This window comes from Streptococcus parasanguinis, assembly GCF_009717775.1.
In the GTDB taxonomy this organism is placed as follows: Bacteria; Bacillota; Bacilli; order Lactobacillales; family Streptococcaceae; genus Streptococcus; species Streptococcus parasanguinis_AG.
In genome coordinates this window covers 528,252-546,088 of sequence record NZ_WMZF01000001.1, presented here as the reverse complement: position 1 = coordinate 546,088, position 17,837 = coordinate 528,252, and the positions used below count along the sequence as shown (strand labels likewise).

The window sequence follows — 17,837 nt, the reverse complement described above, 5'->3', positions numbered from 1 at the left end:
ATCATTCTCCTTTTTCAGATTCAATTAATTTGTGAATAGCATAGGCCACGCCATCCTCATCATTGGTCAGGGTGATGAAGTCTGCTATTTCCTTGACAGCAGCATTGCCATTTCCCATAGCGACGCTATAACCAGCAAAACGTAGCATTTCAAGGTCATTATTGGCATCTCCAAGAGCCATGACCTGGTCTCTCCTGTAGCCTAATGTTTGACTTAATGCTTGAAGAGCAGAAGCCTTGCTCGCGCCTTTTGGCAAGATTTCAAACAAGATATCCTGTGAACGTACAGTGTTAAAATCGGCCTCTAATGCAGCCTCGTGCTGAGCTTGGAAGGCATCAATAGCAGAAGGATCTCCTACATACATGGCTTGGAAAATAGGAACAAGGTTGGGTAGATCTTCTTCTGAGACAGGTGTCGGTTTACTATTAACAATGCCCGCATCCATCGTGACAAGTTCACTGGCTTCAGGTGCGACCACTAGGTAGTGATCCATATCAAATAAGGTTAGCTGGACGTCTGTATCTTCCGTCAAAACTTGCAAGCGGTGCATGTCCTCAAGGCTCAATTCTTCCTTGTCAATGATTTCCCAATTCTTAGTCGACAAGGTTGTACACCCGTTATTGATAATCATATAGTAGTTGCCATCAGGAAGACCAATCTCTTCAAAGATGGGCCGTACACCCGCTAAGGGGCGCCCAGTACAGATCACAATATCATAACCGGCTTCATGGGCCCGGTGAAGTGCTTCAATATTTCCTTTGGATAAACTCTTGTCCTCGTGTAAGAGGGTGCCATCCAAGTCAATCGCTATTAATTGAATCATTTAATTTCCTCCAAATTGAGAGGAACAAAGCCATCTATAACCTTACCAATCACTCCAGGTTCCTCATCCAGTGGAATGATCTGATCACTATATTTCTTATTGAGGGAAACGAGTCGAATACCGTTGGCCTCACGAAAGACACGCTTGATCAAAGTTTGCCCATCAAAATCAATGGCATAAATAGCTCCTGCCTGATCGTAATAGGTTTGCTTGATTAAGACAACAGCTCCTTTTTCGTATTTAGGCTCGAGGGAATCCGTATGAATCCAAAAAGCCAAATCGTAAGGAATCTTTTGATCAAACCAGACGATATCAGCTTGCTTTTGATTTTGGTAAGCTGCAAAAGAATCATAGACAGAATACGAGTGGTATTGCTTTTCAATTTTCTGTCTTTCTTTTTGATGGGTCAAGAGACTCTTTCCATAAGAAAGAAGATTTTCTTGATTTCCTTCATCGAGCTGTTTATACAATCGTTCAATCTCTGAATCAATGACCACAAAATCATTGCGCAAGCGAGGGTCAATTTCAGCAACTGCTACCTGGAAAAAGGCTGCAATCTTCTCTAAATTTTCGGGAACGGGAAGAGAAGTTCCTTTTACATATCCAGTCAGGGTACTTGCAGGGATTCCAGTAATACGAGATAATTCGATCTGTTTTTTTCCTTGTTCTTTCAGTAATTCTCTAATCTTTTCCGATATAATCCGTAATGCCTCTTTGTCTTGAGGGCTTGCTTTTCCACGACCTCTAGCCAACGTACTCACCTCCTTGTATTTACCCTTACTATTATAATGAATTAAATCGAAAAAGTAAATAGAAATCCCTGAGAAATGTGAAAAAAGATGAATTTGATCTAAATCGGATTTTCTTTTTAAATTTTATTTGGTCTTCCTTTACTTTTTGAGGAAAAAGGTCTAAGATAAAAGCAAAGAGTTCATGGAGGTGGAGGTATGATTCGTACCGTTCAAGTCAGAGATGCAAGTCAAATTAGAGATTTATGTCATCAAGCATTGGGGTATGATTCGACCCTTGAAAAAGTGGCAGCTCAGATTGATAAGTTTAATCAGCCAGATTCGGGTCATTTTTGCTTTGTTTATGAAGAGGACCAAACTGGAAATATTCTTGGTTATGTGGAAGCGGAAGTCTATGAAAGCCTCTATAGTGATGCTGGTTTAAATATTTTGGGTCTTGCGGTTTTTCCATCTGCACGAGGACGTGGGATCGGTCGCCAATTGATGGAGCGAGTTGAAGAACTTGCCAAAAGCAAGCATTATGCTTTTATCCGTTTAAATTCTGCCTCTCATCGAAAAGAAGCTCATGTCTTTTACGAACGGATTGGATATGAGGGGAATAAAACGCAGAAGCGATTTTTGAAAATAATGAATTAAGATAGGCAAAGGCCTATCTTTTTTGTTATAATGAAGAGTACGATTAAATTTACTAGGAAGATGATTATGCCAAATTTTGAAGAATTAAAAAAACGACAAGAGAAGATTCGGAACTTCTCGATCATCGCCCATATTGACCACGGAAAGTCAACCTTGGCCGATCGAATTTTAGAAAAAACCGAAACCGTGTCTAGTCGGGAGATGCAAGCCCAACTTTTGGACAGCATGGACCTGGAACGGGAGCGTGGGATTACCATCAAGCTTAATGCCATCGAGTTGAACTACACGGCTAAAGATGGGGAAACCTATATCTTCCACTTGATTGACACACCAGGACACGTTGACTTTACCTATGAGGTTTCGCGGTCGCTCGCTGCCTGTGAGGGGGCCATTCTCGTAGTGGATGCCGCTCAAGGGATTGAAGCTCAGACCCTAGCCAATGTCTACTTAGCGCTGGACAATGATTTGGAAATCCTTCCAGTCATTAACAAGATTGACTTGCCAGCTGCAGATCCAGAACGGGTGCGCACAGAAATAGAAGATGTCATCGGCTTGGATGCTAGTGAAGCTGTCCTAGCCTCTGCCAAGGCTGGTATCGGGATTGAAGAAATTTTGGAGCAGATCGTTGAGAAAGTTCCAGCACCTACGGGTGATGTTGAAGCCCCTCTTCAAGCCTTGATCTTTGACTCTGTATATGATGCCTATCGTGGGGTAATCCTTCAGGTCCGAGTGGTCAATGGAATGGTTAAACCAGGCGATAAGATCCAACTCATGAGCAATGGCAAGACCTTTGATGTCACCGAGGTTGGGATCTTTACTCCTAAAGCAGTTGGACGTGATTTTCTTGCAACTGGAGACGTCGGCTATATTGCGGCTTCTATCAAAACCGTTGCGGACACCCGCGTCGGGGATACGGTGACCCTAGCGACCAATCCAGCAAGTGAGCCACTACATGGATACAAGCAAATGAATCCAATGGTCTTTGCTGGTCTTTACCCAATCGAATCTAACAAATACAATGATCTTCGTGAAGCCTTGGAAAAATTGCAATTGAATGACGCCAGTCTTCAATTTGAACCAGAAACTTCTCAGGCCCTCGGTTTTGGTTTCCGTTGTGGTTTCTTGGGTCTCCTTCATATGGACGTTATCCAGGAGCGCTTGGAGCGTGAGTTCAACATTGACTTGATCATGACAGCACCGTCTGTTATCTACAAGGTCAATTTGACAGATGGAGAAGCACTGGATGTCTCAAACCCTTCTGAGTTTCCAGATCCAACCAAGATCGCTTCGATCGAAGAACCATATGTCAAAGCACAAATCATGGTGCCACAAGAGTTTGTCGGGGCTGTCATGGAATTGGCCCAACGCAAACGTGGGGATTTTGTGACCATGGATTACATCGATGAAAATCGGGTGAATGTCATCTATCAAATCCCACTAGCGGAAATTGTCTTTGATTTCTTTGATAAATTGAAATCCTCTACTCGTGGCTATGCGAGCTTTGACTATGAGTTGTCTGAATACCGTCCATCTAAATTGGTTAAAATGGATATCCTTCTTAATGGGGATACTGTCGATGCCCTCAGCTTTATCGTTCACAAGGACTTTGCTTATGAACGTGGTAAGTTGATCGTTGAGAAGCTTAAGAAGATTATCCCTCGTCAACAGTTTGAGGTGCCCATCCAAGCAGCTATCGGTCATAAGATCGTGGCCCGTACAGATATCAAGGCCCTTCGTAAGAACGTCTTGGCCAAGTGTTATGGTGGGGACGTCTCACGGAAACGCAAGCTTCTTGAAAAACAAAAAGCCGGTAAGAAACGGATGAAAGCCATCGGTTCGGTAGAAGTGCCACAGGAAGCCTTCTTATCCGTATTGTCAATGGATGAAGAATAAGAAATAAAGTGCCCCCTAGAGGGCACTTTTGTTTTCTGTTTGATATTAAAACGAAATGAACGGGATTAGTGGGCTTGGATCAGATGTGACACTTATCCTATTTTAAAATACCTGCATTTATGGTAGACTAGAGGACGGAAAACGTTCACAAGGAGGTTGAGCATGAAACACAAATTACTAGTCGCATCATTGACGATTCTCTCTGCCTGCACACTAATGGCCTGTAGTCACACCACAAAAAAAGATACAGCAGCTTCTTCTACAAAAGAAAGTAGCAGCAAAGTCGAAAAGCAAACAAGCAGCTCTTCGTCAAAGGATACTTCTTCTACAAAGAAAAACACTTCCAGTCAAGAAACCAAGCGAATTGGTAATGCAGATTATGGATACATCGATATTCCAAGTAAATGGTTCAAGTTCACGGATATCGATGGGACAGAAGCTGTCCAATATACAGATGGCAGTGGCTATAATATTGTCACCTTGAACAGCTTTACGCGGGAAAAGGCCAAAGTTCCTGCGGATATCGAGTTTAATGCTGGATTTCTAGCCAAGAAACTAGCCGTAATGTGGCAAGATAACCAGGATGTTGGAAAGATGACGGGAGCGCGGACTAAAGTCGCAGGTCTAGACGCCTACCAGCTTCAAATTGTCATGAAATCTGGTCAATACCTGATTACTTGGGTTTTCCAGAAGGGTGAAAAAGTTTATACCATTTCTTTTGAAGGGGATGCAGAAACCTTGAAAACCTTTATCCCATACATCGAAGACACATGGAGCTTAGACGGAACGGGCGCTGTAACGGATTGATGAAGAGGAAGTTTGACTTAAACTATCTAGCCTTCGATGTTTGATAAGAATAACAGTATGACGCAGTGGTTGATTGGCATCTTTGTTCGCTTTTTAAGCTCCAAAGATAGCCTAATGAGGGAAACGAAGTTTCCTTTATCTGCAACCTCCAACAGTCTCCCAGACTGTTGGAGCTATGCGGGGGTGGGAAGATTGAAAAGGTTTGGGGAATCTTTTCAACTCTTTGAATTTCTCGGAGTTCTGTCCCACTCCCTTTTTCACAGTCTTTGTGGTATAATGCTTCTATTGTTTAGAAGAGGAAATAGAGGATGACACAGGAAATTGATATTGAAAAATACCATCAGTTAGCTCTCCAAAAGCAAAAGGAGCACCGCAAGGTATTGGCAAATCTCAAGAAGAAGCCACCTAAGAATTTAGATAAAATAGCGCAGGAAATCCACGATGAAGTTTTCCAAGAAATCGACTGTACGGCTTGTGCTAATTGCTGCAAAACCTTAGGGCCCGATTTTAAGGAAGCGGATATCACGCGGATCGCCAAATATTTCAAGATGAAGCTTCCTGCCTTTGAGGCAGAATTTCTTCAAGTTGACGAAGATGGGGACAAGGTTTTTAAATCCATGCCTTGCCCCTTTCTTGGTGGGGACAATCTCTGTTCCATTTATGATGTACGCCCAAAAGCTTGTCGGGAATTCCCTCACACCGATCGCAAGAAGATTTATCAGATCAACCATCTGACCATCAAGAATACCCTCACCTGCCCAGCAGCTTATTTATTTGTAGAAAAATTGAAGGATCGTTTGTAATGGCATATACATTTTTACTTTTTGATTTGGACCATACCTTGTTGGACTTTGAATCTGCTGAAGAAACAGCCTTGACGCAGATGTTAGAAGACATGAATTTTCCAGATGTACAGGCCTTTAAGGATTACTACAAACCCATGAACCAAGGTCTTTGGAAGGATTTGGAACAAAAGAAATTGACCAAGCAAGAACTAGTGGATAGTCGGTTTGCGATTGGGTTTGCCCACTTTGGGATTTCTGTTGATGGGGCTGAGATGGCTCTTCACTACCAAGATTACATCAGTCTTCAAGGGCAGTCTTTCCCCGGTGCTGAGGACTTACTGGCTCGACTTGAAAAAGCAGGTTACCAGCTCTATGGTGCAACGAACGGAGTGACTGCCATTCAAGAAGGACGCTTGGCTCATTCTACAATTGCTTCTTATTTCAAAGAGGTCTTTATCTCTGAGCAGCTTCATACTCAGAAACCAGAACCTGCATTTTTGGACAAAGTTGGCCAACTGATTCCAGGTTTTAGCAAGGAAGAGACCCTCATGATCGGTGATTCCTTGACGGCGGATATCGCAGGAGGAAATGCTGCGGGGATTGATACCGTCTGGTATAATCCTGATCACAAGGAAAATACTAGCCAGGTAGTGCCGACTTATACCGTTCGCAACTATCAAGAAATCGCCGATTTACTGATAAAATAAAAAATTTTAAATACTGTCAAGTTTTTTTCTTGACAGGTCTATAAAATGTGTTATAATAGATCATGTGCTAAATAGCTTGTCTATTTCACCGAAAATTAAAATATAGAAAAGAGACTTATAAAAATGGCAGTTAAAATTCGTTTGACTCGTATGGGTTCTAAGAAAAAACCTTACTACCGTATTAACGTAGCAGATTCACGTTCACCACGTGATGGACGTTTCATCGAAACAGTTGGAACTTACAATCCACTTGTTGAAGAAAACCAAGTAACTTTGAAAGAAGACCGCGTTCTTGCATGGTTGGCTGATGGAGCTCAACCTTCAGATACAGTTCGCAACATCCTTTCAAAAGCTGGTGTGATGAAGAAATTCCACGATTCTAAATTCTCAAAATAATTTTTTAAGTAGGTTGATGTATGGATACGATTGAAAATCTCATTATTGCAATTGTGAAACCCTTGATTTCACAACCGGATGCTTTAACCATCAAGATCGAAGATACTCCTGAATTCTTGGAGTACCATCTTGACCTTGATCCTAGCGATGTTGGTCGTGTAATCGGTCGAAAAGGTCGCACCATTTCTGCGATAAGAACGATTGTCTACTCTGTCCCAACTGAAGATAAAAAAGTAAGAATCGTTATTGACGAAAAATAAGAAAAGCGGGACAAGGTCTCGCTTTTTTTGCAAGGAGAAGGAATGAGAGATTTAACAGTTAGACAACTAGAGGAATACTTACTTGATCATTACCAACAATCTAGAACAGAAGAAGGACTTTTTATCAAACTAGTAGAAGAAGTTGGAGAAGTCGCTGAGGTTTTAAATGGACGTTCAGGTAGAAAAGAGGGTGTCCAAGATTCAAACGAGGAATTGGCAAAGGAGTTGGCAGATGTCATTCACTACACAGTGGCAATTGCAGCTATTAACCATATCGACCTAACGAAGACCATTTTTGAAAAAGACAAGAAGGCAGCCATCAAGTATCAGCATGAACAAGATTTGGAAGGTTTTTTAGTAAAAAAGGGCATTTGAGAAAATCCCTTGAACGTGATAAAATAAAACCTAAGAATGTTAAGTGAATGGTTGTTCAGAAGGAGTTATTTTGATATGAACCGATTTGAAGTATCTACAAAGATTGGTTGTCTATCTGTTACTTATAAAAAGGGAAATAAAATACTAGTTTGTTTAAATGGTGCTGGTTTGATACCAAGTTATGAAAATTTCCTACCAATACTTGAAAAACTTCCTTCCTCAATGGGTTACTTAACGATTGATTTTCCGAATACAGGTAGGAGTCCGATTCATAGTCAAACAGGACTTAATTTGGATAATCTTGTTGAAGCGGTATACGAAATCCTGAAGGGATTGGAAATTTCCAATTATATACTTTGTGTTCATAGTTTAAGTGGTGTTTTGGCTTTAAAGTTAATGAGTAAACCAATTAAGTGTCAAGCTTTGATAGCAATTGAACCAACAACCAAAAATATAATGTTTGCTGATTTTTCAAAAAATCCTTATCCAGAAATGGAAGAGCAAATGAGAATGATCGAAGAATGTGGTCCGGAAAATTATTTTAAGGGGCTAACTCAAGCAACATTTGAAGCTGAAACTGAAAAACTGATTTGGAAATTGATGGAAGAAAAGAGCTTAGAATTTGGAAAGCAAGTTCCTGGATTTCAGCTATCTGTAAATATTACTGCTGAAGATTTTGATAGTTCGTTCTTAGCAGATAATATTCCTATTTTCATATTTTGTCAGGCATATAGAGAAAAAGAGTACAGAGATTCAGAATATTGGAGTACTAAAACAAAACTCATTCTAGGTGGAAATCATCACTATCTACAGTGGTCAGAGTCGGAAAAAATTGCAACTATTATTAGAGACTTGTAGTGATAAACTAATTAAAAGAGGAATGTAAATAATAAAATGAACTACTTTAATGTTGGGAAAATTGTCAATACCCAAGGCTTACAAGGTGAGATGCGGGTCTTGTCTGTGACAGACTTTGCGGAAGAGCGCTTTAAAAAAGGAGCAGAGTTGGCTCTCTTTGATGAAAAGGATCGTTTTGTCCAAACGGTAATCATTGCTAGTCACCGCAAGCACAAGAACTTTGATATCATCAAGTTTAAGGATATGTACCATATCAATGCCATCGAGAAATTCAAAGGCTTTAGCCTCAAGGTTGCAGAAGAAGACTTGACGGATTTAGAGGATGGCGAGTTTTATTACCATGAGATCATCGGCCTTGATGTTTACGAAAATGACCAGCTGATCGGTCAGATCAAGGAGATCCTGCAACCAGGTGCCAATGATGTCTGGGTCGTAAAACGCAAAGGAAAACGTGACCTTCTCCTCCCTTATATCCCACCAGTGGTCCTCAATATTGATATCCCAGGAAATCGGGTGGATGTAGACATCTTAGAAGGGTTAGACGATGAAGATTGATATTTTAACTCTCTTTCCAGAGATGTTTTCACCTTTGGAGCATTCGATTGTCGGAAAGGCGCGTGAAAAGGGACTCCTTGAGATCAACTACCATAATTTCCGTGAAAATGCTGAGAAGGCGCGGCATGTGGACGATGAACCCTATGGTGGGGGGCAAGGTATGCTCTTACGTGCTCAGCCAATCTTCGATACCTTTGATGCCATCGAAAAAAAGAATCCGCGAGTGATCTTGCTAGATCCAGCTGGTCGGACTTTTGACCAATCTTATGCTGAAGAATTAGCTCAAGAAGATGAATTGATCTTTATCTGCGGTCACTATGAGGGCTACGATGAGCGGATCAAGACCTTGGTAACGGATGAGATTTCACTGGGGGATTATGTGCTGACAGGTGGGGAACTTGCTGCCATGACCATGATTGATGCGACAGTCCGCTTGATTCCAGAGGTGATCGGCAAAGAGTCCAGTCACCAGGATGATAGTTTCTCATCTGGACTTCTAGAATACCCTCAATACACACGGCCTTATGAATACAGAGGAATGACAGTTCCCGATGTTCTCATGAGTGGTCATCATGAAAATATCCGTCAGTGGCGCCTCTATCAGAGTTTGAAAAAGACCTTAGAACGTCGGCCAGACTTGCTAGAAAACTATGAGTTGACAGCAGAAGAAGTGAAGATGTTGGAACAAATTAAACAAGAAGACTAACAGCGTCAGCTGTTTTTCTTTTGCTCCAAAATTTTATGAAAAAAACTTTTTAAACCTACTAGTTATTGGTAACAAAATGTGGTATGCTAAGGGGTAGAGAAACTTCAAGAAATGATTCAGTTTTGGGGGTGAGTTTAATGGGAAAGAAATTAGGAAAATCGGTTTTCACGACGGGGATTGCCGCAACAACGGTCCTATCTGGTATGTTTAATCACAAGGCTAGTGCCGAAGAGGTGAAGCAAAATGAAAATGCAGAAACCAACAGTACAGAAGTATTCGAAAAACCAATTACGGTCGATGAGTTGAAGCAAATTACAGCTCAAAAAGGCCAAGTGGTGAAAGATGTCCACTACCAAGAGCAAAAAGTGATCGATGCTCAAACGGAAGTCAAGGCTGCTGGACAAGAACTGGAAGAAAAGAAAGCAGAAGTGACGGATGCGGAAAACCTCATCGCAACGACATCGGATGCCCAAGTTCAGAATGCAGAAAATGACGTCAAGGTGGCTCAAGCTTATGTGACTATCGAAGAAAATAAGGTTCGAGAAGCAGAAGCTGCACATGATCAAGTTGTAGAAGCTGTTCGTCAACAGGAAAATCAGGTTACTGCTCAGGAATCTTTGGTCGATGTAGCACAAAATGAATTGAACCAAGCCAAAGCACCGATTTCAAATGATGAGAATGTGCTCAACCAGGCTTTGTTGGAGCAAAGCCAAGTCGAGCAAAGTATTCGAGAATCTCAGAGTTATCTCGCGACCTTGCAAGCGAGTCAGCAGAATGGGGCTGACACAGTGGCTCAAATTGAGAGCGATATTCAACTGGCTCAAACGCGTCTGACAGATTTGAAAGCGGTCATCGCAACCAAGGAAGCAGAATTGGCAGCCTTAGAACAAGCAGCGGCCAATAGCCCTGTCCAGTTGAGTCAAGCAACCTACGAAGGCTACTTGCAACACTTGGCTGACAATGGCAATGAAGCTGCAGCAAGTGCTTTAGCCCTTTACAAGCGTGGTCGTGAAGAAGACGACTTGACGGTTGGAGAGTCTGGATCTTTGCAAGCCAACCTTCGAGCTCTTGAAATTGCTGATGCTATTAATAACTATCGTCGCAATGCCGGCTTGCCTGAATTGGAGCTGGATCCTTATTCCCTTCCTGCCAGCCAAGTACAGTTGGAATACTTCAAGAAAGCCAACTGGCATATGTTTAAGTATTTGCCAAACGAAAACATTGCTTATGGCTTCTCACCTGCTGGGGCGGTTGACTTTTGGTACAATGAAAAAGCGGCTTATCAAGAAGTAGCGGCTCAATATGGTCTACCAACAGACGAAACTCAAATCGATGCCAACGATATCTATATGAAGATTGGTGCTGAGGCCTTTGCTAAGGTTGGTCACTACCTCCAAATGGTAGACAACAAAGCGACAGCTTTATCAGTGGCTTATGACCCAAGCAATGCTATGTCAGAAGCAGCTTTCTTACACAGCCCAATCAATTCAGCAGTGTCAACCAGTGCACTCGCTTACCAATTGCGTCAGGGAGCTGGGGCCACGACGACAAGATCAGATGTGAAAGCCAAATCTGATGAAGTCGCTAATCTCAAGCTGGACAAGGCCAATCAAGAGTCTCAAATCATTATCTTGCAAGGCAAATTAGAAGATGCCCGCCATGCCAATTCAAATGTGACAGTAGAGATGGCCAATGTCCAAAAGACCATCCAAAATTACAAGATTCTTCTTGTCAGCAAGGACCATGCGGTTGAAAAGGCGAAGGCGACTCTTGATGTATCTCGAGGTCGGATTGAAGCAGCTATCCAGCCAAAAGAAGCAGCCCTTCAAAAAGCCAAAGATTTGTTAGCGGCTGCGCGTGAGAAATTAGATCGTTTAAAAGCAGAAGAAGCAGAAAAAGCCCAAGTCGTTCAAGAAGCGCATGAGGGCTTGAAGGCAGCTCAAGAGCGCCTAGTTGCTGCTGAAAAACGTCTTTCTGACTTTAAAAATGCTCCAGAATTATTGGTCAAAGCCCAATCTGTTTTATCAGCTGCGGTGGCTAATTTAGAGAATAAAAAAGAAAAATTGGAAGCAGAATTCACAACCCTTCAATCTTATCAAAGTGTCGTGGAACTGTTGAATTCCCAATATGAAGATCTAGCCTCACGGATAGATCCAGCTATTTTAGAAGCTGCAGATATGCCAATGGATATCCGCTCAAGCAATCCAACAACTTTCCCGGATAGACCAACGGTTCTTCCAACAACTACCAATAGTCCGAAAGTGCAAGCACCAACAGCTACTCCAGCTCCAAAACAAGAAGCCAAAGTGGAAGAAATCAAGCCTAAAAAAGAAAACAGCCAGGCCGTAGCAGGATCAGATTCATCTAAATATGCAGTAGCAACAACAGGTGTTGCCGTTGGGCTACTTGCTGGATTGTTTGGTTTCAAGAAAAAGAAACAATCTTCAAAAAATGATTAAGCCATACCGAAGATAGAGTGAATGCTTAGACACTTTATTGCTTAAACTCTTCAAAGAAGATAGATGAGGGTGGGAAAAGAACTCGCTTAACAAAATGAGTTCTTTCCTGCTCATTTTTTGTACATTTTTAGAATTTCTGAAAGAAAATGACAGAAAATGATAAAAAGTGTTGACATTTTTTGGAGATGGAGTATAATAGTCCTTGTAATCGATTGCAAAAGGAGGAGAAATGCTTAAGTCTGAACGAAAACAATTCATCCTCGAGAAGGTATTGAAGGAAAAGTTTGTTTCCTTAGAAACCCTTGTACAAGAGCTTGGAACGTCTGAATCAACGGTTCGACGTGACTTGGATGAATTAGAAGCTGAAAGTAAACTTCGCCGGGTTCACGGCGGTGCGGAAAGCCTGCATTTTCTTCAAGAGGAAGAAAGCAATAAAGAAAAATCTATCAAAAACATTCAAGTTAAGTCAAAGATTGCGGTAAAAGCAGCGGAATTGATCAAAGATCATGACGTGATCTTTATCGATGCTGGGACGACCAATGAACTTTTGGTACAAGAAATTGTCAATCCAACGGTAACCGTGGTGACCAACTCGATTCACCATGCGACCAAGTTGGTCGAGCGAAATGTTCCAACGGTCATCATCGGTGGGAAGGTAAAATCTTCTACAGATGCTAGTATCGGAGGGATTGCGCTCAATCAGATCGGTCAGTTGAACTTTGACAAGGCCTTTCTTGGAATGAATGGAATCGATGATGAATTTTACAGCACTCCAGACCTGGAAGAAGGATCTGTCAAGCGTGCGATTATCGAAAATGCGAAAAAAACCTATATCCTAGCGGATGATTCAAAAATTGGGGTGACATCCTTTGTCAAAGTGGCTCCTATCAAGCGAGCCATGATTATCACCAATCAATGTGAACCGCAACGATTAAAGGTTTTAAAAGAAAAAACGGAGGTTATAGAGGTTTGATTTATACAGTTACACTGAATCCAGCAATTGACTATATTGTCCGTCTCGATCATGTAGAGACCGGAGCGGTCAATCGGATGGCTTCAGAAGATAAATTCGCCGGTGGTAAGGGAATCAATGTCAGTCGTGTTTTGAAGCGTCTCGATATCGAGAACACAGCGACTGGATTTATCGGTGGTTTCACAGGACGCTTCATTGAAGACGTACTGATTAGCGAAGCCATTTCAACCAACTTTGTGACAGTGGACCAAGATACACGGATCAATGTCAAGATCAAAGCTGATGAGGAAACAGAGATCAATGGGAATGGCCCAGAAGTGACGGAAGCTCAGTTGCAAGAATTGCTCAACATCTTATCGAGCTTAACAGCAGATGATGTGGTAGTCTTTGCAGGATCTGCCCCATCTTCACTTGGAAATGCTGTTTACAAACAATTGATCGCAGCAACTCGTGCGACAGGTGCACAAGTCGTTTGCGACTTTGAAGGGCAAACTTTGATTGATTCCTTGGAGTTTAATCCGCAATTGGTTAAACCAAACAACCATGAGTTGGGAGATATTTTTGGCGTGACCTTGACGGAATTGCCAGAAATCGAACGCTATGCCAAAGAAATTTTGGCCAAAGGTGCACAAAACGTCATTATTTCCATGGCAGGTGATGGTGCTCTCCTTGTCAGTCCAAGCGGTACTTACTTCGCAAAACCAATCAAAGGGCAAGTGAAGAATTCTGTTGGGGCTGGGGATTCCATGGTAGCAGGCTTCACAGGGAAGCTCGCAACGACGGGAGATGTTATCGAAGCCTTCAAATGGGGCGTGGCTTGTGGCACAGCAACCACCTTCTCAGATGACTTGGCGACAGCTGACTATATTCAAGAAACTTATGAAAAAGTAGAGGTAGAAAAACTATGAATATTCAAGACGTTTTAAATAAAAACGTAATGTTGTTTGACCTTCAGGCAACAGATAAAGAGGGCGTGATCAATGAGATGGTCCAATCGCTCGTTGACAATGGTGTGGTGACAGATTTTGAAACCTTTAAAACTGGAATCATGAACCGTGAAGCACAAACTTCAACTGGTTTGGGTGACGGAATTGCTATGCCCCACAGCAAAAATGAAGCAGTCAAAGAAGCAACTGTCTTGTTTGCAAAATCAAACAAGGGTGTGGACTATGCTTCTCTTGATGGTCAACCAACAGACTTGTTCTTCATGATCGCAGCTCCAGAAGGAGCAAACGACACTCACTTGGCAGCCCTTGCTGAATTGTCTAAGTACTTGATGAAACCAGGTTTTGCGGACAAACTTCGCCAAGCCAGCACTCCTGATCAAGTGATCGCAGCCTTTGATGCAGAGGAGCAAGAAGCTGCCGCTGAAGAAGCGAAAAAAGCAGAAGCGGTCAAAGAAGCAGCTTCATCTGACAAACCTCTCATCGTTGCCGTAACAGCATGTACAACGGGTATCGCCCACACTTACATGGCAGAAGAAGCCCTCATCAAAAAAGGTGAAGAAATGGGTGTTACAGTTCGTGTTGAAACAAATGGTGCATCAGGTGTCGGCAACCGTTTGACAGCTGAAGAAATCGCCAAAGCTGAGGGAGTGATCATTGCAGCGGATAAAGCAGTTGAAACCGCTCGTTTCGATGGCAAAAAATTGATCTCTAAACCAGTCGCAGCCGGTATCCGTCAGACAGAAGAATTGATCCAAACCATCTTGGATGGCAAAGCAGATGTCTTCCACGCTGAAAATGCTGCACAAGCTAGCGCTAGCCAAGAAAAATTAAGCTTGGGTGGAGCCTTCTACAAACACTTGATGAGTGGGGTTTCTCAAATGCTTCCATTCGTTATCGGTGGTGGTATCTTGATTGCCCTTGCCTTCTTGATTGACCAAGTTATGGGTGTACCAACTGACCTTGAGTCTTTGAAACAACTTGGTTCTTATAACCAGCCTGCTGCTTACTTCATGACTGCTGGTAAAGCTGCCTTTGGTTTCATGTTACCAATTCTTGCAGGATTTATTGGATTCTCTATTGCAGAAAAACCAGGTTTGGTTGCTGGTTTTGTAGCAGGTGCTATTGCTGACAGCGGTGCTGCCCTCGGAAATGTTGCATACGGAGCTACTAAAGCAACTATTCCTGCCGCACAAAGTTCCGGTTTCCTTGGAGCCTTGGTTGGTGGTTTCCTTGCAGGTGGGGTGATTCTTGTTCTTCGTAAAGTTCTTGCAGGTCTTCCACGTACACTCGACGGTATCCGTTCAATCCTACTCTTGCCATTGCTTGGTGTTGGATTTACCGCAGCAATTATGTTTGTATTGAACATTCCAATGTCAGCTATTAACACTGGAATGAATACTTTCCTTACAAATCTTGGAGGAAGTTCAGCAGTTCTTCTTGGTCTTCTTGTCGGTGGTATGATGGCTGTCGATATGGGTGGACCAGTTAATAAAGCTGCTTATGTATTTGGTACAGGTACTTTGACAGCTTCAGCTCTTTCTGGTGGTGGTTCTACTGTTATGGCGGCAGTTATGGCAGCTGGTATGGTTCCTCCATTGGCAGTATTTGTAGCTACAGTTTTGTTCAAAGACAAATTTACTAAAGAAGAACGCGATTCTGGTTTGACTAACATTGTTATGGGTCTTTCCTTCATCACAGAAGGTGCCATTCCATTCGGTGCAGCTGACCCCGCTCGTGCGATTCCAAGCTTCATCGTAGGTTCAGCTTTGACAGGTGCCCTTGTTGGTCTTGCAGGCTTGAAACTTATGGCTCCTCACGGAGGTATCTTCGTTATCGCCCTTACATCAAATCCACTTCTTTACATCTTGTTCGTGTTGATCGGTGCTGTCGTAAGTGGTATCTTGTTCGGATTGCTTCGCAAACCTAAAAACTAAATATGACTAAAAGAGGCTGGGCAAAAATCGTCCAGCCTTTGAAGTCTTATAAAAATAAATATATGACGCAGTGGTTGATTGGCATCTTTGTTCACTTTATAAGCTCCAAAGATGACCTAATCAACTGTGCGGGGGTGGGAATACGAACTCTTTTAATTAGTCAGAGTTCTTTCCCACTCCCTTTTTTATTGCGCAAAAATACCAACTAGTAATGAAGTTGCTTATCTCTATAGATTTCGATATGATAGTAGAAAGCATTTTTCTTGGAGGATCAATGAGAAAAAAGAAGAAAGTTCTCATATTGGGATTTACAGCAATTGCGTTATCAGGAGTGGCCATTATCGGTTCTCAATATCAAAACTTGTTTTCAATTAGTAGTCATCAAGCGAATCAAGTCAGTCCTAAGGAACAACAGTTAGAAGATGTAAAGAAGCATGCGAAAGAAATTGAAGATTTTGTAAAATCGTTAAGTCCTAAAGTTGAATCTGTCCAGATTGCTTGGGATGAAACGCAATGGGATGAGATAGGAAATGGTACGCCACAAGGAGGTGGCGAAATTCTTATGGTCTATGGAGGATTTAATCATATCCAAAATTCAAGTTGGAGTGTTTTGGTCTATTTAAAAGACGGTAAAAATGGCGAGAAAGATTTAATCGAAGGTTTTGGTAGCGGTAGTCCACTTCGTGTAGGAGGCGAATATTTTGACGAATAGATCCCTAAAAAACTTTTGCAATGGATTAGATTTTTAGTAGAAAAGGGAAAGGGATAAATGAAAAAGAAAATTATTATTGTTGTTTCGTTAGTTCTAGCAATTGCAGTCGCTGTTTTTGGACTTTTTGCCTATCAACATCAGCAAAAAATAGAAAAAGCCAAGCAGGAGCGTGATAAATATGAAAAGTTATTTTTATATACTGGGAAATGGAAAATTGATTCCTATGAATTTTTAGAGGACGGTCGAGGTGTCGCAGTTCATTGGAAGAGCCAAACAAAAAAGGAAGATGACTTAGTATTAAAGTATGGTTCAAAAACCAGCAGGAACTATTTAAATAATATACATGGAGCATCCAATGAAAATTACATTGTTAGAGAGAATATGAAGCTTGATTCCTATAAGCCTAAAATAATGTCATCAAAAAATAACTCAGAAAATTACTACACATTATCAATTTATAAAATAGCAAATAAGAAATTAGAAGAATCAGAGGTAGATCTCTATAAACTGTTTGCGAAATACAATGCTAACTATGTCCCAACAGCCATAGGAAATATTGCTGAAATGAATGGTAAATTTTACTTACCTATTTCTACATATGAATCTGGCCATGATCTTTCTTATCGAAAACAAGTTTGGATGAATTTGGAAACTAAAACAATAGAATGGGAAGATCATAAAGAAGATCAGAATACTGAGATACCTAGTGTAGCTCTAGGTGAATTGAGAGAACGACTGTCAGATATGAATAGTAAATTAAATACGATTTCGTATTATGATTGGAACCATCAAAATCAAATAATGTTCAATAAAAAGTATCTAAAAGGAAGCGTTTTAGAAAAATATTCTCCCAAAGTATATCAATTATTGTCAGAAAAAGATTCTCAATTTTACATCCTTTTAGACTCAAAACTTGAAAATGATAGAGTTTACGGCAATGTTCAACAGTTTATCGACTTGTACCAACTTTTCGTTCCTGATAATACGAATCTCTATGAAGGAATTACGATTCCAGCAGAATTGAGTTCTGATGGTCTGGTCCATCAAGTGAATACCAAGGATGAGTTTGACAGATATTATGATGTACAAAAGGACGATGAGCTAAACAAGCAACGTCAGGTTTTGGTCGAGCGCCATTAGGTATTCTTTGTTCAGAGAAAGGTCGGGTCTCCGGTCTTTCTTTTTTTCAACCTCACAAACTAGTAAAGAAAATTGCCAATCAAATCAGATTTCGTTATAATTGTAACAACTTTTCCTTTTCT

Annotated in this window: 19 protein-coding genes; 17 read left to right on the top strand and 2 right to left on the bottom strand. The window is 41.4% G+C overall.

The features are described 5' to 3' along the window. Nucleotide 1: 1 nt before the first annotated feature. Together GMC92_RS02775 and GMC92_RS02770 are read right to left on the bottom strand one after the other, a co-directional pair. Nucleotides 2-823 carry a Cof-type HAD-IIB family hydrolase gene (locus GMC92_RS02775; protein WP_155199659.1) on the bottom strand — a complete coding sequence of 274 codons (822 nt, stop codon included), beginning with the start codon at nucleotides 821-823 and terminating at the stop codon, nucleotides 2-4. Further along, nucleotides 820-1,575, bottom strand: a complete 756-nt coding sequence (locus tag GMC92_RS02770) for a LexA family transcriptional regulator (protein WP_155199657.1) — start codon at nucleotides 1,573-1,575, stop codon at nucleotides 820-822. The genes GMC92_RS02775 and GMC92_RS02770 overlap by 4 nt, the downstream gene beginning before the upstream one ends. A 195-nt stretch (nucleotides 1,576-1,770) precedes the next feature. Between GMC92_RS02770 and GMC92_RS02765 the strand changes: the two genes are divergently transcribed. The 17 genes from GMC92_RS02765 to GMC92_RS02685 all read left to right on the top strand — a co-directional run bounded on the left by GMC92_RS02765 (nucleotide 1,771) and on the right by GMC92_RS02685 (nucleotide 17,715). Further along, nucleotides 1,771-2,208, top strand: a complete 438-nt coding sequence (locus tag GMC92_RS02765; protein WP_155199655.1) for a GNAT family N-acetyltransferase — start codon at nucleotides 1,771-1,773, stop codon at nucleotides 2,206-2,208. A 66-nt stretch (nucleotides 2,209-2,274) separates the two neighbouring features. Continuing rightward, on the top strand, nucleotides 2,275-4,101 hold the full coding sequence (gene lepA, locus GMC92_RS02760) for a translation elongation factor 4 (RefSeq protein WP_049517723.1): 1,827 nt from the start codon (nucleotides 2,275-2,277) through the stop codon (nucleotides 4,099-4,101). A 162-nt stretch (nucleotides 4,102-4,263) separates the two neighbouring features. After that, nucleotides 4,264-4,908: a hypothetical protein gene (locus GMC92_RS02755; protein WP_155199653.1), complete on the top strand. Its 645-nt coding sequence runs from the start codon at nucleotides 4,264-4,266 to the stop codon at nucleotides 4,906-4,908. Nucleotides 4,909-5,216: 308 nt separating this feature from the next. After that, nucleotides 5,217-5,711, top strand: a complete 495-nt coding sequence (locus tag GMC92_RS02750) for a YkgJ family cysteine cluster protein (protein ID WP_003001664.1) — start codon at nucleotides 5,217-5,219, stop codon at nucleotides 5,709-5,711. Continuing rightward, nucleotides 5,711-6,400: a pyrimidine 5'-nucleotidase PynA gene (pynA, locus tag GMC92_RS02745; protein WP_155199652.1), complete on the top strand. Its 690-nt coding sequence runs from the start codon at nucleotides 5,711-5,713 to the stop codon at nucleotides 6,398-6,400. The genes GMC92_RS02750 and pynA overlap by 1 nt, the downstream gene beginning before the upstream one ends. 123 nt (nucleotides 6,401-6,523) lie before the next feature. Continuing rightward, nucleotides 6,524-6,796, top strand: a complete 273-nt coding sequence (gene rpsP / locus GMC92_RS02740) for a 30S ribosomal protein S16 (protein WP_003007475.1) — start codon at nucleotides 6,524-6,526, stop codon at nucleotides 6,794-6,796. A gap of 20 nt (nucleotides 6,797-6,816) precedes the next feature. Beyond that, nucleotides 6,817-7,056 (top strand): RNA-binding protein KphA, encoded by a 240-nt coding sequence (kphA, locus tag GMC92_RS02735; RefSeq protein WP_003001620.1) that lies wholly within the window; start codon nucleotides 6,817-6,819, stop codon nucleotides 7,054-7,056. A 42-nt stretch (nucleotides 7,057-7,098) separates the two neighbouring features. Next, complete coding sequence (locus GMC92_RS02730; protein ID WP_070587376.1) at nucleotides 7,099-7,431, top strand: MazG nucleotide pyrophosphohydrolase domain-containing protein; 333 nt, start codon at nucleotides 7,099-7,101, stop codon at nucleotides 7,429-7,431. 75 nt (nucleotides 7,432-7,506) lie between these two features. Next, nucleotides 7,507-8,289, top strand: coding sequence for an alpha/beta fold hydrolase (locus tag GMC92_RS02725; protein WP_155199650.1), 783 nt, complete (start codon nucleotides 7,507-7,509; stop codon nucleotides 8,287-8,289). Nucleotides 8,290-8,325: 36 nt separating this feature from the next. Then, the gene (gene rimM, locus GMC92_RS02720; RefSeq protein ID WP_021153302.1) at nucleotides 8,326-8,844 is read left to right on the top strand and encodes a ribosome maturation factor RimM; all 519 of its coding nucleotides are present in this window, start codon (nucleotides 8,326-8,328) and stop codon (nucleotides 8,842-8,844) included. Further along, nucleotides 8,834-9,550, top strand: a complete 717-nt coding sequence (gene trmD, locus GMC92_RS02715) for a tRNA (guanosine(37)-N1)-methyltransferase TrmD (protein ID WP_070449023.1) — start codon at nucleotides 8,834-8,836, stop codon at nucleotides 9,548-9,550. The genes rimM and trmD overlap by 11 nt, the downstream gene beginning before the upstream one ends. A gap of 137 nt (nucleotides 9,551-9,687) precedes the next feature. Continuing rightward, entirely contained in the window at nucleotides 9,688-12,009 is a 2,322-nt protein-coding gene (locus GMC92_RS02710) for a CAP domain-containing protein (protein ID WP_155199648.1), read from the top strand. A 229-nt stretch (nucleotides 12,010-12,238) separates the two neighbouring features. Further along, nucleotides 12,239-12,982: a DeoR/GlpR family DNA-binding transcription regulator gene (locus tag GMC92_RS02705; protein ID WP_003001800.1), complete on the top strand. Its 744-nt coding sequence runs from the start codon at nucleotides 12,239-12,241 to the stop codon at nucleotides 12,980-12,982. Continuing rightward, nucleotides 12,979-13,890 (top strand): 1-phosphofructokinase, encoded by a 912-nt coding sequence (gene pfkB, locus GMC92_RS02700; RefSeq protein ID WP_155199646.1) that lies wholly within the window; start codon nucleotides 12,979-12,981, stop codon nucleotides 13,888-13,890. The genes GMC92_RS02705 and pfkB overlap by 4 nt, the downstream gene beginning before the upstream one ends. After that, the gene (locus GMC92_RS02695; RefSeq protein WP_155199644.1) at nucleotides 13,887-15,863 is read left to right on the top strand and encodes a PTS fructose transporter subunit IIABC; all 1,977 of its coding nucleotides are present in this window, start codon (nucleotides 13,887-13,889) and stop codon (nucleotides 15,861-15,863) included. The genes pfkB and GMC92_RS02695 overlap by 4 nt, the downstream gene beginning before the upstream one ends. 274 nt (nucleotides 15,864-16,137) lie before the next feature. Further along, a complete protein-coding gene (locus tag GMC92_RS02690; protein WP_155199643.1) occupies nucleotides 16,138-16,575 on the top strand; it encodes a hypothetical protein in 438 nt (145 codons plus the stop codon). A gap of 57 nt (nucleotides 16,576-16,632) precedes the next feature. Next, nucleotides 16,633-17,715: a hypothetical protein gene (locus GMC92_RS02685; RefSeq protein WP_155199642.1), complete on the top strand. Its 1,083-nt coding sequence runs from the start codon at nucleotides 16,633-16,635 to the stop codon at nucleotides 17,713-17,715. Nucleotides 17,716-17,837: the final 122 nt, after the last annotated feature.